The sequence below is a fragment of the Kolteria novifilia genome (assembly GCA_007748055.1).
Classification (GTDB): Bacteria; Planctomycetota; Planctomycetia; order Kolteriales; family Kolteriaceae; genus Kolteria; species Kolteria novifilia.
The window spans coordinates 6173868-6199839 of the sequence record CP036279.1 but is presented as its reverse complement, the minus strand read 5'-3'; the positions used below and the strand labels follow the sequence as shown (position 1 = coordinate 6199839).

Here is a 25972-nt window from a genome sequence, read left to right as displayed (position 1 = left end):
ACGAGAACCCGGACGTGAAGTCACCGACAGAAGGAATCGTCTATCTGGTAGGCGCCGGCCCGGGTGATCCCGAGTTGATCACCGTCGCGGGACGTCGACTTGTGCGGGAGGCCGACTGCGTCGTCTTCGACAAGCTCGTCGATCGTCGCTTGGTCGCGCTCGCCCCGCCTGGCGCCGAACGAATCTACGTCGGCAAAGCCGCCGGTTCGCGCCAGCACACCACGCCCCAATCTCGGATCAACGAGATCATCATCGAGAAGGCTCGCGAAGGGAAACGCGTCGTCCGTCTCAAGGGAGGCGATCCGCTCCTCTTCGCCCGTGGCGCGGAGGAAGCCGAGTGCTTGCAGCGAGAAGGGATTCCCTACGCCATCGTTCCCGGAGTCACCGCGGCGCTGGCGACCGCGGCGACTGCTTCGTTGCCTCTGACTCATCGCTCCTGCTCGTCGGCGGTCGCCTTTGTCACCGGTCACGAGGACCCGGCGAAGGCTCAGCGGCTCGACTGGACCAACCTCGCGAATTTTCCCGGTACGCTCGTCGTCTACATGGCGTTGACGCGAATCGGCTCGGTGGCGGGGGAACTCATTCGCCACGGAAAAGACCCCAAGACGCCGTTGGCCCTCGTGGAGTGGGGAGGCACCAATCGACAGCAGGTGCTCACCACGACGTTGGCCGACTCGGCGGATCGTCCAAGTCCCACGCAACTCGCCTCGCCGGTGATTGCCATTGTTGGAGAGATCTGCGAATATCGGGAGCGCCTGGGGTGGTTCGAAAAGCGCCCCCTGTTCGGGACGACGATCTTGGTCCCTCGCCCCGCCGAGCAAGTCGCCTCGACCGTCGACCAGCTTGAGCGTTTGGGTGCCCGCGTCCTCGTCGAGCCTCTGCTTCGGATCGAGCCTTGTGAGGAGACGGAGCCGATCGACGACGCGATCGCTCGGCTCGATCAATTCGACTGGCTGGTCTTCACCAGTCGCAATGGGGTGACTCACTTCCTCGATCGCGTTTGGGAGCATCACGGAGATCTCCGCCGGCTCGGCCGTTGCCGATTGGCGGTGATCGGGCCCGCGACCGGCGAGGCGCTCGCCGAATACCATCTTCGTCCCGATTTGGTTCCCGAGGAATTCAGTTCCGAGGGCCTTGCCCGCTCCTTGATCGCGAAGGGCCATCGAGGCCCGGCGCTCCTTCTTCGGGCGAACCGCGGGCGAGAGGTTCTTCAGGACGAACTTCGCGGTGCCGACTGGCCGGTGGAGACGGTGAGAGTCTACCGCCAGACGGACGTGGAAGCACCTTCGGACGAGACGCGCGAGACGCTGCGACGCGGCGGCGTCGATTGGGTCTTACTCTCCAGCGGCAACATGGCGCGGGGCTTCGTACGCTGGATCGACCAGGAGATGGAGGCGGCTGTCCGGCAAAAGACTCGTCTGGCGTCGATCAGTCCGATCACGTCGGCCGTCATCCGGGAACTCGGCCACGATGTCGGCGCCGAGGCGAGTTCCTACACGCTCGACGGTCTGGTCGAGGCGATTTGCTCGCAAACCTCCCGTCACGGTGGCTGATCTCTCTCGGTGCCGGCTCCGAGCATTCACCCGAATCCGCTCGCATCTTCCCCTTCCATGATTCAGACTATGCTCCGTCGCTGGTTCTTGATGGATACTTCGTGGTGACGCGCGGAGATGAATTGGAGTCGATCGTGTCGATGCAACGATGGTTGTTGGTGTGGTTCGGGGTGCTCGCGAGTTGCTCGGTGGTCGTCGCCGAGTCCTGGGATCGCTGGCGTGGGCCGGGCGGACGCGGCACGACGACGGAACAGAAACTGCCCACGACCTGGTCCGACACGGAGAACCTCCTCTGGAAGACCGAGCTTCCGGGGTGGGGCAACTCAAGCCCCGCGATCATCGGGAAGCGGCTCTACCTCACGTCCCAAACCGACGATGATCGTTGCTGGATCCTCGCGCTCGATCGTCTCTCCGGAAAGATCGTTTGGAAGAAGGAAGCGGGGCAGGGCATGCGCAACGCCCACAAGCTTCACAACATGGCGACGCCCTCGCCCGCGGCCGACGCCGAACACGTCTGGGCTCTCTTCGGCACCGGCGCGTTAGCTTGTTTCGATCGCGACGGCAACATGCTCTGGCAGCGCGACCTCGTCAAGGATCACGGCGACTACAAGATCAAGTTCGGCATGGGATCCTCTCCGGTCCTCTTTGGCGATCTTGTCTACGTCGTCTGCATGCACGGCGGTCCCTCCTACGTCCTCGCGGTCGACAAGCGAACCGGACGCGACGTTTGGAAAGCGGAACGGGACCTGCCCGCAAACAACGAGGCCGAGGATTCCTACTCGACCCCCCTGGTCATGGACGTCGATGGTCATCCCGAGCTGATTGTCGCCGGCGCCGATCACGTGACGTCCTATGAACCGAAAACGGGCGAGTTGTTGTGGAAAAGCAAGGGAACCGAGGTCGACCATCCCTACGGTCGCACGATCGCCTCGCCGACAGCGGAGAAGGGGATCATCATCGCTTGCTCGGCGGGTCGGCAGGCGCTCGGCAAGGCGGTCGCCCTCCGCGCCGGCGGCAGTGGTGACGTCACCGAATCGAACCGGCTTTGGCAGTTCGACAAGTTCACGCCCGACTGCCCGACGCCCCTCATTTACGACGATCGCGTCTACATCCTTCGCGACGACGGCATCGCGAGTTGTCTCGACCTAACCACGGGAAAGGACGACTGGATGCAGAAACGTCTCGGTCGGGGAAACTACAAGGCCTCGCCGGTCGGAGGTGACGGGAAGGTCTACTTCCTGAATACCGACGGGCTGACGACGGTCATCAAGGCGTCGAAGGAGTTCGAGGTGATCGCGAAGAACAAGCTCGAAGGCGTCTTCCTAGCATCGCCCGCGATCGCCGACGAGACGATCTTTCTCCGCGCCCAGCGAACGCTTTTTGCCGTCTCGGATCTCTCCAAGGGGGACCGCGTCGTTGGTCGTCCGAAAACGAAGTGACGGTAAGGACTTGGTCCTTGAGACACTCTCCGCGGCGAACGTGGTCTAGCCACGCTCACCTCTAGGGATGCTCCTCACGCACTACTTCTTCAGATGAATACGCACGACTTTCGTTGCTGGCGAGTTGCTGCGAGCAACTTTGCGAGGATCACTATGCGTCTTTCGGTGCAACTTGGATAATATGAAGCTTTCTTCATGGATCTCAGCTTCTTCTGCGCCGGAGGGAGCTGTCAGCAAATGCTAGGAGTTTCGAGGCATGCCGTTGAGTCTACTTGCCAGCCGTGCCGCTGGACCGCTGTCCTCCCTCAAGAAGTTTTTCGCCGATGCCGCGCGTAAGAGCGAGTGTCCACTCGATCGCTTCAGCGCCGCTGCGGAAGTCGAGGGCTTGGGCGATCGTATCGTGCCGGCCAACTTCTCGTTGAACGGAACAACGCTGAACGTCCTCTTGCTCCCCGACGAGTCGGTCACGGTCTCCACCATCGGCAACGGCGCTTCGGATAACGGTGGAGTCCTGACGCTCGACGGCACCACGTGGTCAGGATCCAACACGATGGACGTCGTTGTTGGCGATGGACAGGTCATCCTCGGTTTCGACAACAGCAATGATGACATGATCATCAGCAAGGTGAACATCGTCGGGCAGGGGAACAATTCGGTTACCTTGGGCGAGACGGTCGCCAACTTCGACGAGTCGCTCACGGTCACGCTGACCGACGGAAAGTCGATCACCAACCCCGAAGCGTTCGCGTTCGACGACGGTAATGACACACTGAAGGTTACCGCGACCGGCGTCGACGTCACGCAGAGTGGGAACGGCAAGCTCACCTTGAGCGGCGCCACCACGTTCGACCTCGGCACGACCGGTGATCTGATTCTCGACTCCGAGAACAACGACACCAATGCCGTCGATCTCTCGGTCATTGCCGCCAACGTCGAGCTGGTCGACGGGGACGGCTCGCTCGCTCTCGTCGAGTCGACGATTAGCGGCAACCTGGACGCGAAGGCCGTCGGCAGCATCACTGACAATGGCGATGTGGTCGTCGCGGGGACGACGACGGTCGAGTCCACGGGCGGAAGCATCACCCTTGACGCGGCGGAGACGAAGTTGGTCGGAGCGGTCAACGCGAAGACCGATGGCGGTAGCGTTCAACTCGATACGGTGACCAGCGACCTGATCGTCGGCGACGTCACCACCAAGACGGGTAATGTGATCCTCATCGGTAAGAACATCTCCCAGACGGGCGCGATCGACACCTCAAACGACGACGATACGGTGTTCGGTGATCTCTATCTCTCGACCCCGACCGTCGGCAACATTATCCTCAACAACGCGGAGAACTTCGTCGACGGGGCCAAGGGTGGTGAAGTCTTCATCTTCAGCACCGGCTCCACCATCTTCAACAGCCTTGATGTCTTCACCAAGGGCGACCTCGACTTCCAAGACAACTCCGGCATCCAGATCCTGACCGAGCTTTCGCTGGGGGCCGAAGGCGGAGTCGCCAACGACAATGACAACAACGGCACGGCGCTGACCGTGTTCGGTCTTACCTCCATCACGTCGGGTGGTGAAGTCGATCTGTTCAACAACGACAATGCGGACAACGACTTCAATGAACTCAAGGTGGTCCAGACCGATCCCGACTCACCCGTCGCGATCAAGGATAAGAGTAGTCTCGTCTTCTGGGGATCGATTGCCGGCGAGTTGCAGGTCGATGTCGGCAACTTTTTGACCCTCGGTGGTGTCTTCGATCTCGTCCTCACCGAGGACAAGGATGCGCTCTTCGACGCCGATCTCGGCATCGAGATTCTCGACTTCGGCGTCGGGCTTGGAGCTGGCGAGTCGGGGTTCGTTGTCGGCAACGGCGCCCCGGTGAAAGTCACCTCGGTCGACGGGACGGGAATTTTGAGCGTCAGCGAGGGAGGCACGGCGGAGATCATGGATGGGATCGTCGTCGGTTCCGGGAGCGAGCTCAAAGGTGACGGCACCTTCGATGTCGGAACCTCGGGAGTGATGATCGAAGAGGGCGGTGTCGTCGGCGCAGGCGACCCCTATGCCGAATCGATGTCCCCCGAGAACATCCAACTCGACATTCTCGGCGATCTGACCTTCAGTCCCGGCGGCATCATTCGCGATAAAATTTTCACATCCGACGATGTCGACTTGGTCAACGTTAGCGGCACCGCCACCATCACCGATACGAATCTGATCCTGTTCCTGGACGAGGCGTTCGCCCCGCAGATCGGCGATAGTTTCGTTCTCCTGACCGCCGACTCCGTTGTTGGGAACTTCGGCAACCTCAACGAGGACAACCAGCTCATCGTCGATGGCGTTACCTTCGACATCGTCATCGACGCGACCAGCGTGACCGCGACCGTTTCGGATGTCGCCCCGACGGCGATGATCGACGGCATCGGCCTCTATCGTCCTTCGGCCGCCGAGTTCGTCTTCAACACCAGCGACGTCTTCAACTTCGTCCCCGATCAGTTCTTCACCGTCGGCTTCGGCTTGGTCGGGGATCAGGGATTCATCGGCGACTTCACGGGTGATGGGATCGTCAACGTGGCGGTTTACCGCGATGTCAGCGACACCGAGCCTGGCTTCTTCATCATCAATACCAGCCCGATCAACGCGTTCGATCCGGCCGCCTTCATCACCACGCCGTTCATCGGTAACGGTGACGAGGTTCCCTTCGCGGGCGATTGGGATGGGGATGGAGACGCGGATCTTGGTCTCTACCGTAATGCCGACGCCACCTACGTGACGATCAACCTGCCGGAGATCGCCGTGGGGCAAACCGGCGAGGTCGCCTTGGGCACCGTTCGCAACATCGTCTTCGGTAACCCGTCATCGGTCGAGAACCCAACCGATCCGCCCGCGGTCGGTCGATTCCTGGTCAATTCGGTCGCCGACCAGATCGGCTTCGGAGCCCAGGGCACCCTCGACATGGCCAACGTCGACATCGCGACGCTGCCGGCGGGCAACTCCTCGATCACCGAGTTCTTCAACCCCGATCCGTTCGTCTTCGGGACCACCGGCGACCAGCAACTCGCGGGAGTCTTCACGGAGGTCTCGGCCGATGGGCTCGATCAGCGCGCGATCTATCGAGGCGAGACGGCCACCTTCTCGATCTCCTCGGGGAGCCAGCCGAACATTGTCTTCGGGTTGGTGGGTGATCAAGGCCTGACCGGCAACTTCGTGGGGCTACCGCTACCGGTCGTTCCCGTCACCGAGAGCTTGGTCGACAGCTTCTTCGAAGAGGAAGGGTAAGCTCGTCGGGTGGATCTCGATCCACCGCGAACGCTGATGACGTCGTGCCCGACCGCGTGACGTCAGAGAGAAAAAGCACGAAGAGCCGGGGCGTATGCTCCGGCTCGCTGCGCGTCGAGGTTGTCCAGCGTCATGATGGGCCGTTTCGCGCCATGACTTCTCGTCCCACGTTCATATGGACGATTGAAGTTGGAGAGGCGTTTCCTGCATGCCCACGCAAGCGTGAATCTCTTGAGCATGCCCACGCAAGCGTGAGCATGGCACCCGGCCGTCGAGGTTGTCCGGGTTGGCGGCGGACTACTTTTCGATGCCCTTGGTGGGATTGGGATCGAGCGAGAGATGGTCCTTGAGCAGGTACTTGGCGAGTTCCCGGACGGCCCGTTCGTCGTCGGCCGACGCGTAGTCCTTCAGGACGCTCTTGAGTTCCTCGTCGTCCGAGGTCGCGGCGACGCGGGCCACTTCCATGCGGACTTCCGGCGAGGGATCATCGCGGAGCGCCAGCACCCACCGAATCGGGTCGATCCCTTCGACCTCGAACGCCATCGTCACGACGCGCGAACGTTCCGAGGGTAGGGGGTGCTTGACGAGCTTGGCCAGCTCGACGACCGACTTTCGGACACCACTGGCCTGCAACAGGACGTTGGCGGCTTCGCACAGAGTCGCGTCCTCATGATGAAGGTACTCGACGAGTTTCATCTTCGTGGTCGGGCCGAGACTATCCGCCAGCGAGGCGGTAAGGCTCTCAAAGACCGTTCGCTTCACGGTGCAATCGGGATCGTCGATCAGTTCGATCAGCGCGAGATCGCCCTCGTGGAACGGAGCGCGAGCGAGCCCGGCCGCCGCGGCGGCGCGAATCTCAGGGTTTGACGAACGTAGCTGCGTCACCGCGTGCTCGTAGCAAGTCCTCTTCCACCCCTCGACGACCGAACGAACGACTTCGTCATTGCCACGCCACGACCAGACGTCGGTCAGCTTGCGTAGCGTCTGTTCCCGAACTCCGTCAACCTTGTCTTGGAGGGCCAGGAGGATGACGCCACCGGCGGTTTCCAGGGCGGTGGGGACGTTGGGAGACCAGGTCGCCAGATGCTTGCCGAGCAACTGGTAGGCGACCCCCACGGCTTGTTCCCGCCCGAAGTGGGAATAGGTCGGGTACATCTCGTGCAGGCGCGAGGCGATCAGCAACGCCAGATGAACGTGCTCGGGGTCGGTCGGATCGGGATGGCGATCGATCACCTCCGAGATGAACGCGCCGGCATTGCGACAGATCCCGCTGTCTTCCTGACGGAGGTAACTCGCGAGAATGGGAAGCGAAAGGATCTGACGTTGGGCCAACCACTCGCCGAGCTCTTCGTCGGGATTGGGGGCGTTGACGTAGCGCCAGGCGTTGTAGTGGACAAGAATCTGATCTCGTAGGGAGTAGACGACGCAGCCGGCCACGGTCAAGACCAGCAGGCCCGCGCATACGAGATAGAGAAGCCCCTGGGTGCGGCTGCCCTTCGGCATCATCGTGTTCGTCCTCATGGTGCGTGCGGTTCTCCGTGTCATCGACGGGTGGAAAGCCGACACGGCCCTCGATGGTTGGTCGCCTATAGCCCATGCGCGAGAGTGCCTCAACCGCAAACGGACGGCGGCGATCGGTTTTCATCATGCCGATGGGGCTGTTTGGGCGATAAAGAGCAAGTGCGGAGACCATCCGCGCCGTGGGTCTGAGCGGGTTGTCGGACTCTTGGGATACTTGCCAAGGATCGGCGGGATTTCGCAACGCTGGTGGTTGCATCGGGATCAGGCAGTCTTGACAAGGTGGGAAAGGGCCGTCGACGCCAATGCGACGACTCGTGCACGATCGCTGCCTCCTCGCCGCCCTGCTGATGCTGGCTCCGCTGGCTTTGGTGGATAGGGCGTTCGGGCAAGCTTCCTCCGTCACCACCTCGGCGCCCAGTCAGGGGCGCGTCGAGCAGGCACGCGTCGAGCGTCGGATGATCGTCGATGACTCCTTGCCCGCTCCGCTCGCCGAGCGACTACCGCTCGACTTGATCGGGGGCCCGCATCGCGAGCGAGCGATCGAAGTGCTCCAGAATCCCCAGCTTCACCATCGTGGTCCCGCGGAAGTCTTTTCCTGCGACGCCGAACTCTTCTCCTGGCTGATCAACCACCCCGACTGGGTGAGTCAGTTCTGGCGAGAAGTGGGGTTTCCGGTCGAAGAGGTCCATCCGATGCGTGATGGAGGCTACACCTGTCGCGAGGAACGCGGCATGGCGCGCTTCCACACCGTCTACGAGCAGGATGATCTTCGGATCATTTACTGCTACCTTGAGTACCGCCATCCGTTGTTGCCGAGGAAGCTTCGCGTCGAGATGGTGCTCGTTCATCGCTACCGAACGATGACACGGTCGGGTTCGAGCCCTATCGTGATCCATCGACTCGAGGGATACGCCCGTTCGAAGAACCTCTCGATCCGGGCGCTGATGAAGATCTCTCGGGAGACGAGTGATGAGCTCTTCGAGCGAACGCTGAAGGACTTGATGCTCTACTTTTCCCTGATGGGGCGCGTCATTCAGCAGCGCCCCACCTGGGCGGAGCAGACGTTCCGCGGACTCACCCAAGACGAGAGCAAGGAAATGGCGGAGTTTCGGCGGATTCTGGTGCGGCTCAACCAACCGGTGCCGCCACAGATTTTCGCCCCCAGCGAGATCGACTACCCGCGGCCACCAGCGGTCGCCACTCCTCCGGTCCTTTCGTCGCTTCCCGACGCGGACGTGAAGTAGCGGCGAGCCATCGCCGACGACCCCGTCGTGGGGACTAGGCTCCGTCTCAAAAGTCGGCTCTGGCTTCGGCTGGCTGCGTCGGCGCGGGACTTTGTCGGGCTGCATCGACGAATCCAGTGGATTCGCCTGCTTCGCCCTCCTCGTCCCGCACCAACTCGCTGAGCCTCGGACCAACGATCAACTTTTGAGACGAAGCCTAGTGATCTGGTCCAGCTTGACGTTAGTGTTGGTGCAACCCTAACCCTTTGGCACTGGACGACAAGCAGCCAGTGGCGCCGCAAAACTTAGATGGACCAGTGTACTAGCCGACGATCTCATCGTGAACACTAGCCGACGATCTCGAACTCGGGCGGCGCGGGGCCCTTCTCCCCCGACAATCCCTCGATGAGACGGTCGGCAATCGCAAGCAGCGGCTCACGGACGGGACTTCCTTCCTCGAGATTCTCGCCGATGCGACCATCATCGCTGGTGATGCGAATCGAAGGATCGAGCGGCACGGCCCCGAGGAACGGCACGCCGGCTTCCTTGGCCCACTCTTCGGCTCCGCCCGACCCGAAGATCTCCGAACGCATGTTCTCGACGACTCCGCGACAGGCGATCTTCACGGTCCCGAGCATGTTGAGGGCCTTGCGCGCATCGAGCAGGGCGACCTTCTGGGGCGTGCAGACAATCACGCCGCCGGAAACGGGTAGCTGTTGGGAGAGGCTCAGGACGACATCGCCGGTGCCAGGCGGCAGATCGACGACCAGATAGTCGAGCGGGCCCCATTCGACCATGAAGAGAAAGTCGCGGACCGCTTTGTGGAGCATCGGCCCCCGCCAGACCACGGCCTGCTCGGCGGGAACGAGGAAGCCCATCGACATCACCTTGATGCCATCGACTTCCGGCGGAATGTAGCGATTGTTGGTGACGCGTGGCTGGCCAACGACCCCGAGCATGGTGGGGATGCTCGGACCGTAGACGTCCGCGTCCATCAGTCCGACCTTGCCGCCTTTCATTTTGAGCGCGTAGGCCAAACTCGCGGCGATGGTCGACTTTCCGACCCCGCCTTTGCCCGCTCCAACGGCGATGATGTGCTTGACGTTCGGCGGCGCGGGGGCGGCTTGAGCGGTTTCCGCCGGTTGTTGGCCAGCTTGGTCAGCGGTTTGCCACTCAACCACGACGTCGGCCAATGCGGGAATTCGGGACTGAATCGAGGCCTTGATCTCGCGCGTGAGACGCTGACGAATCGGTTCGGGGAAGCCCGGATCGCGACAGAGGACGTTCAAGTTCGCGTCCTCGCCCTTGAGTCCCGCGACGATGCCCGCGTCCATCAGGTTCTTTCCCGTCGGCTCGGTCACCTGACTGAGGGCTTCGACAATGGCTTGCTGATACTCTTCTGCCTTGGTTCCCATGAACTCTTTCCTATCGCTGTTGGTCAATTCCCGTGGTGCCGAGCCGAGAAGGCCGCGACCGCTCGTGTACGAGTGCTCTGTTCCAACTTGAGGTTGGTGTACGGGCAACCCTAACCCCTTGTCACTGGCTGACAAGCAGCCAGTGACACCCTAGAACCTAGATGGACCAAAGCACCAGCGGTTCGTGGGGCTCGGGGCGAACCGGCCTCTTTCGCGCTTCGGACTTTTATCGGAAGTCGTTTGGAATAAACCAGTACGAACGCAAAACGGGCCGACCCCACGGAAATCTTAGAGGGGGCGTCCCGGAGAACCAAATCACGATAGAATTGGGGATCACGACCAGAAAGCGTCGAAGGACCCCGGAACCAGTGATGCAAGAGCTTAGCGACGAACTGTTGATCCAACCGGTGGCCGCGTGTGTCCGAGGCACCGTCAGACCGCCGGGATCGAAGAGCTACACCAACCGCGCGTTGCCGATCGCGGCGCTGGCTCGGGGGGCGTCTCGACTCGAGGGACTTCTCGACAGCGAAGATACCCAGGTCATGATGGAGAGCCTCCGCCGACTCGGCTTCTCCCTGACCCATCGCCCGGAAGGGACCGTGCTCGAAATTGAGGGCGCCGGTGGGACGATCCCCGCCAAAGGGGCCGAACTCTACCTCGCCAACTCGGGAACGAGCATCCGGTTTCTCACCGCGATGGTGGCGGTCGGCGAGGGAACGTTCCGGCTCGATGGCGTCGAGCGAATGCGCGAACGACCGATCGCCGACTTGCTGACGGCGCTGCGCGATCTCGGTGTCGATGCCCGATCGGTGCCCGAGAACGGCTGTCCTCCCGTGATTGTCGAAGCCAAGGGGCTCCCGGGCGGAACGGTGCGGGTCAAAGGATCGACGAGCAGTCAATTCCTTAGCGCCTTGCTCATCGCCGCTCCCGCCGCCCAGGCGCCGTTGACGGTGGAGGTCGACGGCGAGCTCGTTTCCAAGCCCTACATCGAGATGACGCTGCAAGTGATCGAGGCTTTCGGGGCCAAGGTCACGCGCGTCGGGGAGCAGGTTTACCGCTTCGACGCCTCGGGATACCAAGGGACCGAATACACCATCGAGCCCGATGCCTCGGCCGCGAGCTACTTCTTCGGGGCCGCCGCGGCGACCGCGGGATCGGTGACCGTCGACGGGTTGGGGACATCGAGTCTGCAAGGCGATCTCGACTTCGTTCGCGTGCTCGAACGAATGGGCTGCCAAGTCGACATGAGCGAGAACTCCACCAGCGTCACCGGCGGTTCCCTCATCGGTGTCGATGTCGACATGGGAGACATTAGCGATACCGTCCCGACGTTGGCGGCGGTCGCCTGTTTCGCGAAGGGACCCACGCGGATTCGCAACGTCGCTCATGTCCGGGTGAAGGAAACCGATCGCCTCAAGGCGCTGGCGACGGAAATACGCAAGACTGGCACCGAGGTGATCGAGCATCCCGATGGGCTCGACATCCATCCCGGCCAGCTCCAAGGGGCGACGTTCGACACTTACGACGATCATCGCATGGCGATGAGTCTCGCTCTCTTGGGGCTTCGAGTCCCGGGTGTCGTGATTCGCAACCCCGGCTGCACCTCCAAGACCTATCCCGACTACTTTCGCGATCTTGCCACGCTTCACGACTAGTGTCCTGATTGGCTAACTCATCGCTCGGGTGCCATGCACACGCTCGTCGTGGGCATTCGGGAGACACCTTGGTTTCCGCAAGTCCCTCCCGAGACGTGGACGACGTTTCCTCCAACTATCTGCTCGCGGACCGTCGAATGATTCGATGCTGGCTGTCGTCGTCGAGTGACCATTGCTCGCCACCCAGGAACACGGTTGGTCTGGGGTGGCTACGAGAGCGAGGTGGAGTGCGCAAGCCCGTCGTCCCCCTGTCGGTTCATTCCCAAGGTTGCTGAAGTTCCATCGATCGTTTATCGCGAATTTTCAAATTGGGTGTTGTTACGGATGGATTGACGCTGCTTTTCCGATTATCCCGGCGAGCAAATGGGCGAAGCAACTCGGGAGAAGCGGGTTGTGTCGTAGTTACCGACCCTGGCGGACCGATGGAAAATTAGGAACGGCGCGAATGTGTGTGAGCGAGAGGCCCCGAACCCCGGTTCGCTGGGACTCTCTCCTGGGAAGTGGCAGCCAATCTTCTCGGGAAGCGCATCGTGGGCGTTGTGAGCGGCACCATGCGAAGTGCTGGGCTCGGCAAGGATCGCTGACCCGAAAAACCAGGATGGTACGGATGAAGGTGTTTACGAGGCACGGATGGATTCCGCTCCCGGACCCGACGGTTTGCCTGATGGCACTCCTTGTCGGACTGGCGACTCCACTCGCCGCGCAAGAGCCGACGACTGAGCCGGTCGAGCCTCGGACGTTTCCCACTCCCTTGCCGGAAGCGATTCCGAAGGAGAGTGTCTTCCACGCGACTGGAGACGAGTCACAGCCGATCGACTGGGCGACGGTGCTCGAGTTGGCCCGAGGTTCCAACCTCGCGATCGAGATGGCTCGCGAAAAGGTCTTCGAGGCCCACACCCGCTTGAAACTCGCTCAGCAACAATGGCTTCCCAGCCTCAACGTCGGCGTCAACCATTACCACCACGAGGGACGAATCCAGGAGATTCCCGGTCAGATCATCGACACCAGCAAGGGGAACCTCTTCGGCGGCGGCTACCTCGACATGACGATCGAGCCTAAGAAGATCTTGATCGACGTTCTCAAGGCCAAGCAGGGAGTGCACTCCCGCTCCGGCGAACTCGATCGCGCCACCCGCGATACGCTGCAGAAAGCGTCGCTGGCTTATCTCGATCTCGTCTCCGCTCAAGCCGGTGCCGCGATCGCCGTCGAAGTGGCGGATCTGATCGGCGAGTTGGTCGATCGCTCGGCGGAACTGCTCAAGCAGGGTGTCGGCACGCAAGTCGACGTCAGTCTCAACCGGGCCCAGTATCAAACGCAGCTTTACAAGCTCAACATCGCCCGCAAGAACCAGTTGGCCGCCTCGGCGCAGCTCGTTCAGTTGCTCAACCTGCAACCGGGCACGCGCCTCTATGCCGCCGACAGCCATCTGGTGCCGATCCAGCTCATCGACGTCAGCCGGTCGGAGGACGACCTGGTCATGCAGGCGCAAAGCCAAGGTCCCGGACTGGCCGAGGTCGCGTCGTTGATCGAGGTCCTCGAGAACCAACAGAACCGGCTTCGCCGGGTCAACTTCCTGCCGACCATCTCGCTTGGCGTCGGCCAGGGAACGTTTGGCGGTGGCTTCGGCGGTGACTTTCAGGACTTCGACAGCCGCACCGACACGACCGTCGGAATCAATTGGGATCTCATGAGCATGGTTGGGACGCGGCAGACACGCAATCTCTTCCAGTCTCAGAAGCGCCAGGCCCAGATCGCGCATCATCAGCTTATGCAGAAGCTGGCGGCCGGAGTGATTGTCGGACGGGCCGAGGCCATCAGCGCCCACGAGCGGATCAAGCTCTCCGAGTCCGAGATCGAGACCGCGATTCGCTCCTACAAACTGAGCCAAGCTCGACTGAAGGCGGCCGAAACGCTTTCCTTCGAGGTGCTGCAAGCGATCGGAGCGCTGGGGCAAGCTCGTGTCAACTACTTACGGGCGGTCATGCAGTACAACCAGGCTCAGATCCAACTACAGTACTTGCTCGGGTTCGAGGACTGCCGCTGCCACGACAACGAGATTTTGACCGTTGACTCGGAGATCACGCCCACCGAGGCGGTTGATGGAGTCGAGTCAACCGATGGGGCCGTGGTGACCGAGCCGGCGACGGCCATCGAGATGCAGCCCGCCGCCCCGCCGGTAAGCGCGGCCGAGGAGATCGTCGACCCGGAAGGGATTCCCTCCCCGGCGAGCGTCGCGCCGCGTCCGCTCGACAACGACATCGACCGGTTGATTCGCGATCCCTCCTCCCAGAAGAATCCGAACAAGTCGATGCGGAAGTGGATCCGCAGCCATCGACGTCGGGTCAAGAGGGACGTGATTCTCCCGGCGGGCCCTTGAGACCGCCACCGAGGCAACACCTGGCTTCGGCGGAGCAGTCGGTGGGTCTCTTTCGTCCTTCCGGAATTCGCGTGAAGCCGCAGCCTCCAGATCCCCCCGTGTCAGATGTGACGCCCCCGTCATCGCAAGCTTTCCTCACGAGGGGACTTGCCACTTTCCATCCATACAAAGACCAGGCAGAATCAGGGAGTAGAGCCTCGCTCCGAACGCTTTGCCTCCGTTGAAGGAGGGCCCGAGTCGGTCAACGGAAACCCCGTTGCTCACTAGTGCCTCGGCTCCCGAAACGTGTTAACCTTCGATGGACATCGTTGGGGCGACGTGCCACACGACCGATTCAACAACGCACGCAGTAGCAGCTTCACTTGAGGCAAGGCCCTTGTCTACAAAGCAACGCGAGGTGGCCCCTCATGCGCCCTTGCGACGCGCCCGCAGCAAGATCTCCCATTGGTGCCTGACCGACGTCGGCGTACGTCGCAGTCACAATCAGGACAGCTTCGGCGTTACTTTGGCTCCCAACGAAGAGAGTTGGCTCTCGCGCGGGCACCTCTATGTCGTCGCCGATGGAATGGGGGCCCACGCCGTCGGAGAGTTGGCCAGCAAGATGGCCGCCGATGTCTTGCAACACGCCTACACCAAGTCGCGAATAGGAAGTCCCAAGGAAGCCCTCAAGGCATCGATCGAAGAGGCCAACCGCAGCATTCGCGAAAAAGCGCGCCAGAATCCCGACTTCAAGGGGATGGGCACGACGATCACGGCTCTGGTCCTCCTCCCGGAAGGGGCGATCATCGGCCACGTCGGGGACAGTCGTTGCTACCGGGTCCGCGCCGGGAAGATGGAGCAGATCACCCAGGATCACAGCGTTCATTGGGAGACCGCCCGCAAGCGTGGCGTCGATCCCGACGAGGTGAAGGACGTTCCCAAGAACGTCCTCTCGCGGAGCCTCGGTAACGAGGACGACATTCAAGTCGACGTCGACGGACCCTATGAGGTCGCCAACGGCGATCGCTTCCTGATCTGCTCCGATGGTCTCTCCGGTCATCTCACCGATGTCGAACTGGGAGCCATCAACGCGGAACTCCCGCCCGGCGAAGCGGCTCCCTTGATGATCGAGATGTCGAACATGCGCGGGGGCGTCGACAACATCACCTTGATCCTGGTCGAGATCGGGGAGGCGGCCGTGACCCCTCCGCCGAAGCGTTCCCTCATCTTCTGGCGTGGTTGGGGGGGGCCGGCGCTCACGGTGCTTCTAGGCATCATCTCGTTCCCCATCGCGTACCTCTTGCATGACCTGGCGATCGGGGGGGCCCTGTATGTCGGCCTGGCCGGCGTGATCCTCTTCGTCGCCGGCATGAGCTGGTTGTTGGCGGTAAGCGAGAAGAAGGAGAAGAAGGAGGACAAGGAGGTCGAACTACCGCCACCGATTCATCGTGTGACCAACTCGACCGTCGACGACGCGCTGACCAGTCACCTCCACGACACCGTCAACCGCATCTCGCGGAAGGTTAGGGAAAGTCAGTGGCCGACCGAGTGGGACGCGTTCGAGGAGCACTGCCAGCGCGCCGACGAATCCTACCGTTCGGGTGATCTGCACGAAGCATTCCGCGAATACTGTCGCAGCCTCGCCGTCTTGGGACGGGCCGTGAAGCAGCATCGGCACAAGCAAGAGGTTTTCGATCCCAACTGGGAGACGAAGCGACGCCCCAGCCCCGTCAAGCAGGACGGCCACCGCTAAACGCCGATTCGTTGATTCATCAAAGGTTTCCCGTTCGGGTTCCATGCCCACGCTGGCCGTGGGCATGCTTGAAAGACCCACGCTGGCCGTGGGCATGCTTGAAAGACCCACGCTGGCCGTGGGCATGCTTGAAAGACCCACGCTGGCCGTGGGCATGCTTGAAAGACCCACGCTGGCCGTGGGCATGCTTGAAAGACCCACGCTGGCCGTGGGCATGCTTGGAAGACCCACGTTTCTCTTGCGGTATGATGATTGGGGAGATCGGCCGTTCCAACACGTGCCGGTCTGGATCACCTACATCGGGCGCCGTCTTGTCCAAGCGAGACGTTCGCCTGTCGCTCTCCCGCCTGCCTGTATCGAGTGATGTCTCCTCTTCGAGCCGACCCTTCAAACATGTTCCGATGACAAGAAAGCGAAAGAGCCGGAGCGAATGGCCCCGGCTCTTCGGTTATTCAAGGATCATTGGGGCGTTGCCCCAGCGACTTAGACTTCTTCGAAGAAGCTGTCGATCAGGCTCTCGGTCGCCGGAACGACGGGGAGCGGCAGGCCGACAAAGTTGCCGGTCAAGCCTTGATCGCCCACCAGACCGAAGACGATGTTCGGCTGGCTTCCCGAGGAGATCGAGAAGGTCGCCGACTCGCTGCGGTAGAGACCACGCTGATCGAGCCCATTCTCGTCGGCGGTGTAGTTGCCGTTGAGTTGAACGTCGCCGGTGGTGCCGAAGACGAGCGGCGAGGGCTGGAAGAAGGCGCTGATCGAGGAGTTGCCCGCGGGCAGCGTCGCGATGTCGACGTCCGCCATGTCGAGGGTACCCTGAGCACCAAAGCCGATCTGATCGGCCGCGTAGGCGGCGTTGAAGTTGCCCACGGCGGGAGGATCGGTCGGGTTGGTCGGCGACGACGGGTTGCCGAAGACGATGTTGCGGGTCAGGCCGAGAGCGACTTCGCCGGTCTGGCCCGGGGCGATCTCGGGAAGGTTGATCGTCACGTAGGTGGCGTCAACGTTCCGGTAGAGACCGAGGTCATCGTCACCATCACCATCCCAGTCACCCGCGAAGGGAACCTCGTCACCGTTGCCGATGAACGGCGTGGTGATGAAGGCGTCCGGATCGAAGCTGTTGATCGGGCTGGTGTTGATGATGAAGAATCCAGGCTCGGTGTCGCTGACGTCGCGGTAGAGGGCGACGTTGACGATGCCGTCACCGGTGAAGTCACCGATGAAGCCCTGATCACCGACTTGGCCGAAGCCGATCGTGAAGAACGCGTTCGGATCGAAGTTGAAGACGTCACTGGTGTTGAAGACGAACTCGGCGGCCGAAGGACGATAGAGGCCGATGCCGTCCGCCTGAACCGTCGGGCTAACGGCGACGACTTCGAGGGCGACCGAGGTCGCGGTGGTGGTCACTTGGTAGGTGACACCGTTGACGGTGAGCTGATCGTTCTCGTCCAAGTTGCCGAAGGTGCCGGTGACGACGTCGGCGGTCAGGATCGTGAAGGTGTCCCCGATCGTGGCCGAGTAGCCTTCGGTGGCGATGAACAGGGTCGCGCCGGTGATGTCGGCAGTCCCATCAACGGCGATGGTGTCGAACTCGCCATCGGCGGTGCCCATGATCTCCTGGCCGAAGATCGCACCCTCGGCGAGGCCCAAGTCGCCGGTGATCTCGAGGCTGCCGGGGGTGATCAGGCCGAGAGGCGACACGTTGGCCGCCGCGACGGTACCCATCGGATCGACGGCGATGCCGGCCGAACCGACGTCGAACAGGCCGTCGCCGGCGAGAATGCTGCCGGCGCCGACCTTGACACCGTCCAGGATTTCGACGGAGCCGCCGTCACCGACGAAGAGCACGCCCGTGGAGTTGGGCGAGCTGACCGCAACGGGCGTGTTGAAGGTGGCATCCAGCACTGTCTCGCCAGTTCCAAGATCGACCGGCTGGTCGAGGATCTCGATGCCTCCGGCGGTGAGAGTTCCACCCGCTTCCATCAGTCCGAGCGGAGCGACCTCGCCAAGCGTCAACGTGGCGAGCGCTTCGAGATCCAGCTTGCCGGCGATCGAGCCCCAGAAGCTGAGCGTGGTGGCGTCGCCGATGGTGACGGGCAACTCGGGATCGGTCTGGACGACCTTCAGTTGGCTGAACTCATTGTTGGTATCGCCAAGACCAACTTCGCCCCCGGAGGTGACCGAGGTGAGTCCGAAGACGGTCAGCGAGTTGTCGACGCTGATGACGTCCAGTTCCGCACCCAAGCCGAGGAAGCTCTTGATCTGAACGGGACCGTTGACGTCGTTGTCGTTGTCGAAGGCGAGATCACCCTGCGTGAAGACGTCGACACTGTTGAAAATGGAGGATCCGGCAACGTCGTCGACGAGGAAGAAGCCGCCGAGATCGCTGTCGAAGTTGTTGTCGGGGCTGTTGAGGATGATGTCGCCGAGTGTCGAGGAGGAGACGTTGACGCCACCGGCGACCGTATCGTCCTCATTGGTGGTGTCGATGAAACCACCTTCGGTCTGGGAGATGTTTTGGGCGCGGAGTTCGACCAGACCTGTGTTCGAGGTGATCTCGTCGAGAAGAAGATCGGAAGAGAGCGTCCAGAGCTGGATCTTGCCGGTCGCCGTCGCGCTCACCGGGCCGAGGAGGGAGGTGTTTGGCTCGTTGAGGCGAATCACCTTCGCGTTGACGTTACTGTCGTCCGTCGCTTCCAAGTTGGAAGATCCGGTGACGACGATGCCGTCGTTCAAAGCGTCATAGATCTTGTTCGCCGTGACGTCGAGGTTGCCAGACACTTTCGATGCTTTGAAGACAATGTCGTTGGTGTCAACCAGCGTCGCATTGTTGACGATGAGCGTGAGGTCACTGCCGAGGCCGCCGAAATCGTTGTTCTTGGAGGTGAGCGATAGATCGCCCGTCTCTCCGAGGTCGATCGTGGAGTCTTCGAGCAAGGTCAGGCTCGCATCGGCGCCGGTCTGGGTGAAGTTCACACCATCGGCATCGACCGTGAGCAGGTCGGAAGTCGAATCGAACGCGAACGCCCCATCGTTGGTGAGTTTTCCACCGGCGTTGAAGGTGATGTCGAGGTCGAGTTCGAAGTTCTTGGAGGTTCCGACCCCATCCTGAGCATTGCCGATATTGAAGCTGGTGCCCGTCTGGTTGCTGATGATCGTGAGAGTGTCGATGCCGCCATCGTTGGCGAACTGGAGCTGCGAGAGACCATCACCAACGACTTCGTCGGGTACGTTGGTACCGCTGAACGTCGAACCACCGGAGGTGATGCTGAGCACGCCACCAGCGCCGGCGCCGGCATCACCGATGGTTTTGAGCGACAGCGCCTCGTTGGCTTCAAGCTCGACGATCAGGTTGCCGCCGGCAAGGCCGAACGAAGCCGGAACGATGCGATCGTTCAGCGCTTCGACTTCCGCCGTCGCGCGGCCGAAAGTCGTGTCGGCGACGGTGCTCTTGCGCGTCGCGGCCGAAAAGAACTTGCGAAGGGACGAGAGGGGACCAGCCGCCCGGCTGGCGAGTAGGCTCAACGCCATGTCTTGATACTCCCTGGAGTAAACGAAAAACACATCTCAACGACGGAATCACACCCGAACATTGGTTGGCATGCGCAACGGGATCAGGACTGTGGACGCGGATGTCGCGCCGAAGAAGGATGGTCGAGAACGGGAATCGAATTCACCGAGGGTGAGAGGTCGATGCTGCTCAACGGGCAAATCCTTTGCCGGCGCGAATTTCAGTCGCTCTGATTCCGCATGCCCTGCGGAACCGATCCTAAATGCCCATTTGATTGCGGGACGGATAGGGGCCATCCGCGAACCCATTCGGGCATACCAGCTACGTAGCTTGGTCTTGCGAGACGAAGTCGTCAAGACGAATTGGCGAGACTTCTTTCGCCGCTCGTCCATTCTGGCGGGAAACGGCGCTCTCTCTCCGTCCCTTGAGCGAGGACGATTATGGGGGAAATGTTGTAACGGATGGGGCGGCGTCTCTTACCTCTCACGGGAGCAATCGGTCGTCAACGGGCGATAGGGCGAAGCCTCTTGGTTGCACTTGTTCGCCCTGGTCCTCAGGAGTCGTTCTCGAAAAATAGGTCGATCTGGCTCTCGGTGGTCGGGAGATCGAGCCCGATCCAGTTGCCCGCGATCGCTCGATCACCCGCCTGTCCAAAGATGATGTTCGGCTGACTCCCCGAGGAGATCGAGAAGGTCGCCGCGGCGGCGCGGAAAATGCCACGCTGATCGAGGCCGGTGCTATCCACGGCGAATTGGCCGTTGAGCTGTTGATCGCCGGTGGCCCCGAAGAACTCCGGGCTGGGAATCGCGTAAGCGTCGATCGAGGTGTTCCCCGCCGGCAGCGTCGCGATGTCGATGTCCGCCATGTAGAGTCTTCCCTGGGACCCGAAGCCGATCTGGTCGGCCGCGTAGGAAGCGTTGAAGCGGCCCACCGCCGGCGCGTCGGTGGGGTTCTGCTCGGTGGAAGGGTTGCCGAAGACTAGGTTGCGAATCGTGTCGAAGCCGACCAGGCCGGTTTGCCTCGGGGCGATCGGCGGTAGGTTCGCGGCCACGTAGGTGGCGGTGGCGTTGCGGTAAAGACCGAGATCGTCGTCGCCATCGCCATCCCAGTCGCCCGCGAAGGGCTGTTCGAACCCGACGCCGATGAACGGGGTGACGACGAAGGAGTCCGGATCGAAGTCGTCGATCGGGCTGGTGTTGATGATGAAGAACGCATCGAACGGAATGGGGATGGGAAGAAAGAGGGTCAAGTCTCGATAGACCGCCACGTTGGGCGAGCCATCGCCGGTGAAGTCCCCGACAAAGCCCTTGTCGCGGGGGTTGCCGAAGACGACCGAGAAGTACTGATTCGGATCGAAGTCGAAGACGTCGCTGGTATTGAAGACGAACTCGGCGGTCGAGGAGCGGTAGACGCCGATGCCCTCGAACGGGTTTGGCGGAGCGACCGCGACGACTTCCAAACGGACCATGCTGGTGGTTGTGGTGATTTGAAACGTGACCTCGTCGACGGTGATCTGATTGTTCTCGTCGAGGTTGCGGAAGCCGCCGGTGAGGTTGGTCGCGACCAAGATCGTGAACCGATCGCCGATCTGAGCCGTGTAGCCCTCCAGGTCGAACGTCAGGTCGGCGTTCGTGATGTCGACGGTGCCATCGACGGACATGGTGCCGAACTCGCGCGATCTGGTGCCGGCGATCTCTTGAACGAAGATCGCCCCGGCGCCAAAGGTCAGGTCCCCACTGATGCCCAAGTTGTCCGGACTGGCCTCGCCGGAGGCGCCCACTTTTGCCGTTGGCTCGACGGTGACGCCGCCATTGCTGACGTTGACGTAGCCCTCTCCCGCGAGGACCGAGCCCGCCCCGATGCGAACACTGCCACCGGAACTGACGGTGACCTCGCCGTCGCGACCGACGAAGAGGGTGCCCGTCCCGTTGGTCGACGTGACCACGACTGGGGCGCCATCGTTGATCAAAAACTCCGACCGGCCGCCACCTAGGTTGACGGTGGTATCGAGGATCTCGATCGTTTCATTGGTGGCGAAGAAGGCGTCTTGATCGCCGGTCAGCGTGAGATCGCCTCCGCCGCCCAGGATCAGATTCCGGCCGACTTCCACGTGCAGCGTGCCGGCGACCTCGCCCCAGAAGGTGAGGTTGTCGTAGTGCCCCACCTTCACCATCGCGTCCGCGGACGACTGGAAGACCGCCAATTCGTTCAGCTTGCTGGCGTGGTACATGTCCACGGCGCCGCCGGCGGTGACGGTCGTCAGTCCGTACGCCGTCAGTGGTTGCCCGTTGGTGGTCGTCACGCTGCCTTGAGCGCCGAGCGAAAGCTCATGCTGGATCCTGATCCCCGAGACATCGATGAAATCGAGGTCCCCCTTGGTGAAGACGCTCAGGCTGTTGAACGCGCCAGAGCCCAGGTTGGCGATCACGACATGGGCTCCGCCCGCGGCGTCGAAGTGGTTGTCCGGATGGTCGAGGACGATGTCGCCGCCAATGCTTGAGGAGGCCTCCACGTCGCCGAACGCAGTGCCGTTGTTGTTGGAAGTATCGATCGCGGCGGTCTGGGAGATGTTGTTCCCCAACAGATAGACACTCCCCCCATCGGTATTGACGGCCCCGAGGGTCAGGTCGTCCGAGCGGATTTCGAGATAGACGTCGCCTCCGTCGGTGGTCGCGTGGACGGGGCCGACGAACCGGGTGCGTTGATGGTCGAAGTCGATCTTCTGGCCACTTCCGGCTTCGAGCGTCGTTGTACCCAACACGTGGACGCCGCCGTCATCGGCGATGCCCCTGGCCGAGCGAACCTCGAGGTCGCCGTTGATGAACGAGGAAGCGAATTGCACGTTGTCGTTATCGACCACGACGACATCGTTGCCATCGACCCAAACGAGGTGGCCGTTCGAGAAGTTGTTGGATGAGTCGAGACGCAAGTCGCCCGACGTGCCGAGCTGGAAAAGCGCCCGGTCGCCCAGCGAGAGTCCGCCATTGGGGCTCTGCGTAAAGTCGACGCCGGACGCGACGACCGTCAACTTGTCGTTGAGGAGGCCGAACGCGCCTGAGTTGGTGATCGCGTCGCCTTGCTCGAGCGTGATCGAAAGCTCCGACGCGAAGGGGGCGGATGTCTCCGCGAGGGTGACGGCATTGTTCGCCTCGCCGTTGATCACGACTTGGGTGACGTTCCTGTCATTGTTGGCGAATCGCAACACCTCCTCGCCGTTGCCGAGGATGGTGGGTGCGTTGTCGACTCCCGTCCAGGTCGTCCCGTCGAGCGAAAGCTGAGCCCCATCGGAGGCATCATTGTTCCCCGTGGCCGTGAGCGTGACCGACTCGTCGGCGGCCAAGGTGACCACCAGCGTGGAGCTATTGAGCACGAAGGTGGCCGGCACGATGCGCTCGGTCAGCGCTTCAATCATCGCCGGAGCACGCCCGGGAGTGACCTCGCGACGGTCGCTCCGGCGGGTGGCGTTCCCGAAGAACCTCTTCAGCGACGAGAGGGGATCAAGCGCCCGGCTGGCAAGCGGACTCAACGGATTCATGCTCGGCTCCATGGGGCGTCGAGGGTTGCGGATGCTCGCCATGATAGAGTACCGCGGGGCGACGAGGGCTGTTGTTTCATCATTCATGCAAGTCTAACGCCGATTCGGTGGCCGCAAAAGCAGCACACGCCGATCGACTCGACATGCTCGTCGCTTCCTGGTCGCGAAGCAGCCAGTTAGGGCGGGTCTTGGCCGACGATCATGTGCCGTTCGCGAGTTCGCACGTCCCGTCCGAGATGTGCTTAACCCCATGAGTCAACGACGATCGTCGAGCCAGCCCACGTCGAACCGGCCGAGCCACCACCCAGGATTCTTGACAAACCGCCCATGGCTAGAGAGACTCACGAGAACCAGGAGCAGTCCATGAACGATGGTGCATCGGCAAAGACGCTCGAACGTCCGAAGAGGGGTCGAGGACGTTTCGCGTGGGTCGCTTTCTGTCTGGCGCTCGCGGGTTCCCTCTTCTTCGCCGGCATGCGAAGTCCGCAGCCGACCAGCGCCAACCACGCCGCATCGCTGGCTGTCGCGGCCGTCACGCCCGAGAAGTTGCCGACGAAAGCGATCGAGGAGGTCGCTCTCGGCGACCGTGTCGTCGGCACGAACCCCGACCGGAGCGAAGTCGAACCGACGGCCGAGCCCGATGCCAAGACATGGCGGCATGTCACCCTTTGGATGACGAAAGCGGACGGCGGCCGTCTCGATATCGAGCTGTTGCGGCCCTTGGCGTGGCTCGAGGCTCAAGAGGCTACGGTCGGCGACACGATTCATCTCGACCTGGAGGAGATGGGGGCTCATGGTCCCGCCGTCATCACCGCTATCGCTCCCTGTCCGGAGATTGAGCCAGGCGACGGCAACGTCGTCACCGGTCGCTTCATCCACCAAGCCGCCGGCAACATCGTCGATCTTCGACTCGCCAACCAACCCGAAGCCACCGGCGTCACCGACAATCACCGCTACTGGTCCGTCGACCGCAACCCGTTCATTCCCGCCGGCAAGCTGCGAGTAGGCGAAACTCTCGACACCCTCCACGGTCGGACCACTGTTGCCTCGATCACGCCACGCTCTTCAACCGAGGCCGTGTACAACCTCGAAGTCCACAACGAGCACGTCTACCGTGTGGGCACGGTCGGGACGTTGGTGCATAACAACTATGTCCGAGATGCCGCACACAATGCGGCCAATTACGAAGGCCTCAAGGACCAACTCCGCCGAGGCGAGGACTTCGTCCATGGAGAGGAGTTGCTTGAAGAAGCCCTACACGGCACTGCAATCCCGATGATTGGAGCCGGTACTTCTAGGACTCTTCGAGACGCTCAGCGACTAGCGGATACGTATGGAGGGAACGCCGCTGACTGGGCGAAGGTTGGAGGATCGAGCCGCACACTATATGACGGCCGCAAGGTCGAGATCCATTGGTGCCAGAATCTATTGACGGGACTGCGAGTCGAGTTTAAGACGAAAATACAATGACAACAAACAACGAATCGTTGCCCAACAAATTGGTCGGCATTTATGCAGAGTACTTACTTCGGCTGACGGACATTGAGGGTGTGAAACGAAGTATTGAGGCACTAGTAGTCGATGACATGCCTGATTCAATACTTGCCAGATTCACTAGCTTGCCCGAAGATGTTTCGCGCGTTGCCGTGCTTGAATTGTTGGAAGCATCTATCCGTGAATCTCCTGCGACCGTTCCTGATGGTGTAGCTGCGCGGAGGATATTGGCTAGAAAGTATGCCGAGCAGATAGTCGACGGGACGCTGTCACCCTATGAAGGTGCGCGAAGAATCTGGTGGGAGTTGTGGACCGATTGCCGGGAACTGAAAGAGCTTGCCATCTTCGCAGGATTGGCGAGTGAGTACGAGGACGACTCATCAGAAGCACATCGCTCTGAATATCAACGTGACATTGTAGATGAAGCTTGCGTGCTACTCAGGAATGCCCATTCAAATTCGTAGCGTGGCTTGGAAGGCATACGACTTGAGGTGTCTAGAGCGCTGAATGGTGGAGCGGACCGGTTGAGTTGCGTAAATTTGTGGCCAGTGTGTGGCTCACGATTCTTTCTGTTGTGGATCATCTGCCTCGTGTACCGTTTACGAGTCGAGCGAACCTGAGCTGGTCGCGATTTCACGGAGTGTGAACAGTAGAAAGCGTTCTTCTCTTCGACTGCGCCGGTTAGCTCCTATGTCCGACAAGAACGCCGTAAATCGGATCGTGATTTCGACCAAGACGTTTGCACCTCAAAGGCCCACAATGCCGCGCATCCTGTTTACCTGGGAACTCGGACGGGGATTGGGGCACTTGTTGCCGCATCGGCGGACGGTGGAGGCACTGCGCGAGCGGGGAGATGAGGTCTTCTTCGCCTCGCGGAACCTGCAGGCGATGGAGAAGGTCTTCGTCGGCCTCGGCGTTCGCTACCTGCAGGCTCCCTTCAAGTGCAGTCCGCCCACGCACCCCATCGAGAAGACTGTCGCCTTCGCCCATGTCCGAACGGACCGTTGACCGATTCGATGCCGGCTGCGAACGGTTCTCTTGACCAATCGTGGCATTGGAAAACCTCGACGAATCCGCGGATCCGCCTGCGCGTTTCCTCCTTGATCTTGGCCAACATGGCTCGCTCTCGCCCCGGCTGGCTTCCATCAACGGACTACTAGGGGAGGAAAACGGACGACGGGGTGTCTAGGTTAACGAGTGGGGTCGAGCCGTTCGCCCATCGCGGGGAGGCGGCCGACTCGGACGGTCGCCG

Annotated in this window: 14 protein-coding genes; 10 read left to right on the top strand and 4 right to left on the bottom strand. The window is 61.6% G+C overall.

From position 1 onward, the window contains the following. Nucleotides 1–14 precede the first annotated feature (14 nt). The 3 genes from cobA to Pan216_RS22805 all read left to right on the top strand — a co-directional run bounded on the left by cobA (nucleotide 15) and on the right by Pan216_RS22805 (nucleotide 6260). Entirely contained in the window at nucleotides 15–1553 is a 1539-nt protein-coding gene (gene cobA, locus Pan216_RS22815) for a uroporphyrinogen-III C-methyltransferase (protein WP_145261718.1), read from the top strand. Between the two features lie 140 nt (nucleotides 1554–1693). Then, nucleotides 1694–2992 carry an outer membrane protein assembly factor BamB family protein gene (locus tag Pan216_RS22810; RefSeq protein ID WP_145261716.1) on the top strand — a complete coding sequence of 433 codons (1299 nt, stop codon included), beginning with the start codon at nucleotides 1694–1696 and terminating at the stop codon, nucleotides 2990–2992. A 256-nt stretch (nucleotides 2993–3248) separates the two neighbouring features. Then, the gene (locus Pan216_RS22805; RefSeq protein WP_145261714.1) at nucleotides 3249–6260 is read left to right on the top strand and encodes a beta strand repeat-containing protein; all 3012 of its coding nucleotides are present in this window, start codon (nucleotides 3249–3251) and stop codon (nucleotides 6258–6260) included. A gap of 297 nt (nucleotides 6261–6557) precedes the next feature. Here the strand turns inward: Pan216_RS22805 and Pan216_RS22800 are convergent, their stop codons facing one another. Beyond that, a complete protein-coding gene (locus tag Pan216_RS22800; RefSeq protein WP_145261712.1) occupies nucleotides 6558–7781 on the bottom strand; it encodes a HEAT repeat domain-containing protein in 1224 nt (407 codons plus the stop codon). 302 nt (nucleotides 7782–8083) lie between these two features. Here Pan216_RS22800 and Pan216_RS22795 point away from each other — a divergent pair, with 302 nt between their 5' ends. Next, nucleotides 8084–9025 carry a hypothetical protein gene (locus Pan216_RS22795; RefSeq protein ID WP_145261710.1) on the top strand — a complete coding sequence of 314 codons (942 nt, stop codon included), beginning with the start codon at nucleotides 8084–8086 and terminating at the stop codon, nucleotides 9023–9025. A 326-nt stretch (nucleotides 9026–9351) separates the two neighbouring features. On the opposite strand, the gene Pan216_RS22790 is transcribed toward Pan216_RS22795, so the two are convergent. Then, complete coding sequence (locus tag Pan216_RS22790; RefSeq protein WP_419192874.1) at nucleotides 9352–10419, bottom strand: Mrp/NBP35 family ATP-binding protein; 1068 nt, start codon at nucleotides 10417–10419, stop codon at nucleotides 9352–9354. A gap of 371 nt (nucleotides 10420–10790) precedes the next feature. On the opposite strand from Pan216_RS22790, the gene aroA reads away from it, so the two are divergent. From aroA to Pan216_RS22775, 3 genes are all read left to right on the top strand, one after another. After that, nucleotides 10791–12074 carry a 3-phosphoshikimate 1-carboxyvinyltransferase gene (gene aroA / locus Pan216_RS22785; protein WP_145264285.1) on the top strand — a complete coding sequence of 428 codons (1284 nt, stop codon included), beginning with the start codon at nucleotides 10791–10793 and terminating at the stop codon, nucleotides 12072–12074. 607 nt (nucleotides 12075–12681) lie between these two features. After that, complete coding sequence (locus tag Pan216_RS22780) at nucleotides 12682–14451, top strand: TolC family protein (protein WP_419192873.1); 1770 nt, start codon at nucleotides 12682–12684, stop codon at nucleotides 14449–14451. Nucleotides 14452–14827: 376 nt separating this feature from the next. Further along, complete coding sequence (locus Pan216_RS22775; RefSeq protein WP_419192872.1) at nucleotides 14828–16183, top strand: PP2C family protein-serine/threonine phosphatase; 1356 nt, start codon at nucleotides 14828–14830, stop codon at nucleotides 16181–16183. A 483-nt stretch (nucleotides 16184–16666) separates the two neighbouring features. On the opposite strand, the gene Pan216_RS22770 is transcribed toward Pan216_RS22775, so the two are convergent. Together Pan216_RS22770 and Pan216_RS22765 are read right to left on the bottom strand one after the other, a co-directional pair. Further along, a complete protein-coding gene (locus tag Pan216_RS22770; RefSeq protein ID WP_145261705.1) occupies nucleotides 16667–19711 on the bottom strand; it encodes a beta strand repeat-containing protein in 3045 nt (1014 codons plus the stop codon). Between the two features lie 533 nt (nucleotides 19712–20244). Next, the gene (locus tag Pan216_RS22765; RefSeq protein WP_145261703.1) at nucleotides 20245–23226 is read right to left on the bottom strand and encodes a hypothetical protein; all 2982 of its coding nucleotides are present in this window, start codon (nucleotides 23224–23226) and stop codon (nucleotides 20245–20247) included. 363 nt (nucleotides 23227–23589) lie between these two features. On the opposite strand from Pan216_RS22765, the gene Pan216_RS28590 reads away from it, so the two are divergent. From Pan216_RS28590 to Pan216_RS22750, 3 genes are all read left to right on the top strand, one after another. Next, complete coding sequence (locus Pan216_RS28590) at nucleotides 23590–24696, top strand: hypothetical protein (protein WP_419192871.1); 1107 nt, start codon at nucleotides 23590–23592, stop codon at nucleotides 24694–24696. Further along, nucleotides 24693–25184: a hypothetical protein gene (locus Pan216_RS22755; RefSeq protein ID WP_145261701.1), complete on the top strand. Its 492-nt coding sequence runs from the start codon at nucleotides 24693–24695 to the stop codon at nucleotides 25182–25184. Before Pan216_RS28590 ends, Pan216_RS22755 begins: the two co-directional genes overlap by 4 nt. A 295-nt stretch (nucleotides 25185–25479) precedes the next feature. Next, nucleotides 25480–25728: a hypothetical protein gene (locus Pan216_RS22750; protein WP_145261699.1), complete on the top strand. Its 249-nt coding sequence runs from the start codon at nucleotides 25480–25482 to the stop codon at nucleotides 25726–25728. Nucleotides 25729–25972 lie beyond the last annotated feature (244 nt).

Excerpts from the sequence above, each read along its gene's own strand:
- Pan216_RS22810 (WP_145261716.1), top strand. The coding sequence starts at position 1,694 with ATGCAACGATGGTTGTTGGTGTGGTTCGGGGTGCTCGCGAGTTGCTCG.
- Pan216_RS22805 (WP_145261714.1), top strand. The coding sequence starts at position 3,249 with ATGCCGTTGAGTCTACTTGCCAGCCGTGCCGCTGGACCGCTGTCCTCC.
- Pan216_RS22800 (WP_145261712.1), bottom strand. The coding sequence starts at position 7,781 with ATGAGGACGAACACGATGATGCCGAAGGGCAGCCGCACCCAGGGGCTT.
- Pan216_RS22795 (WP_145261710.1), top strand. The coding sequence starts at position 8,084 with ATGCGACGACTCGTGCACGATCGCTGCCTCCTCGCCGCCCTGCTGATG.
- Pan216_RS22790 (WP_419192874.1), bottom strand. The coding sequence starts at position 10,419 with ATGGGAACCAAGGCAGAAGAGTATCAGCAAGCCATTGTCGAAGCCCTC.
- aroA (WP_145264285.1), top strand. The coding sequence starts at position 10,791 with ATGCAAGAGCTTAGCGACGAACTGTTGATCCAACCGGTGGCCGCGTGT.
- Pan216_RS22780 (WP_419192873.1), top strand. The coding sequence starts at position 12,682 with ATGAAGGTGTTTACGAGGCACGGATGGATTCCGCTCCCGGACCCGACG.
- Pan216_RS22770 (WP_145261705.1), bottom strand. The coding sequence starts at position 19,711 with ATGGCGTTGAGCCTACTCGCCAGCCGGGCGGCTGGTCCCCTCTCGTCC.
- Pan216_RS22765 (WP_145261703.1), bottom strand. The coding sequence starts at position 23,226 with ATGAATCCGTTGAGTCCGCTTGCCAGCCGGGCGCTTGATCCCCTCTCG.
- Pan216_RS28590 (WP_419192871.1), top strand. The coding sequence starts at position 23,590 with ATGAACGATGGTGCATCGGCAAAGACGCTCGAACGTCCGAAGAGGGGT.
- Pan216_RS22755 (WP_145261701.1), top strand. The coding sequence starts at position 24,693 with ATGACAACAAACAACGAATCGTTGCCCAACAAATTGGTCGGCATTTAT.
- Pan216_RS22750 (WP_145261699.1), top strand. The coding sequence starts at position 25,480 with ATGCCGCGCATCCTGTTTACCTGGGAACTCGGACGGGGATTGGGGCAC.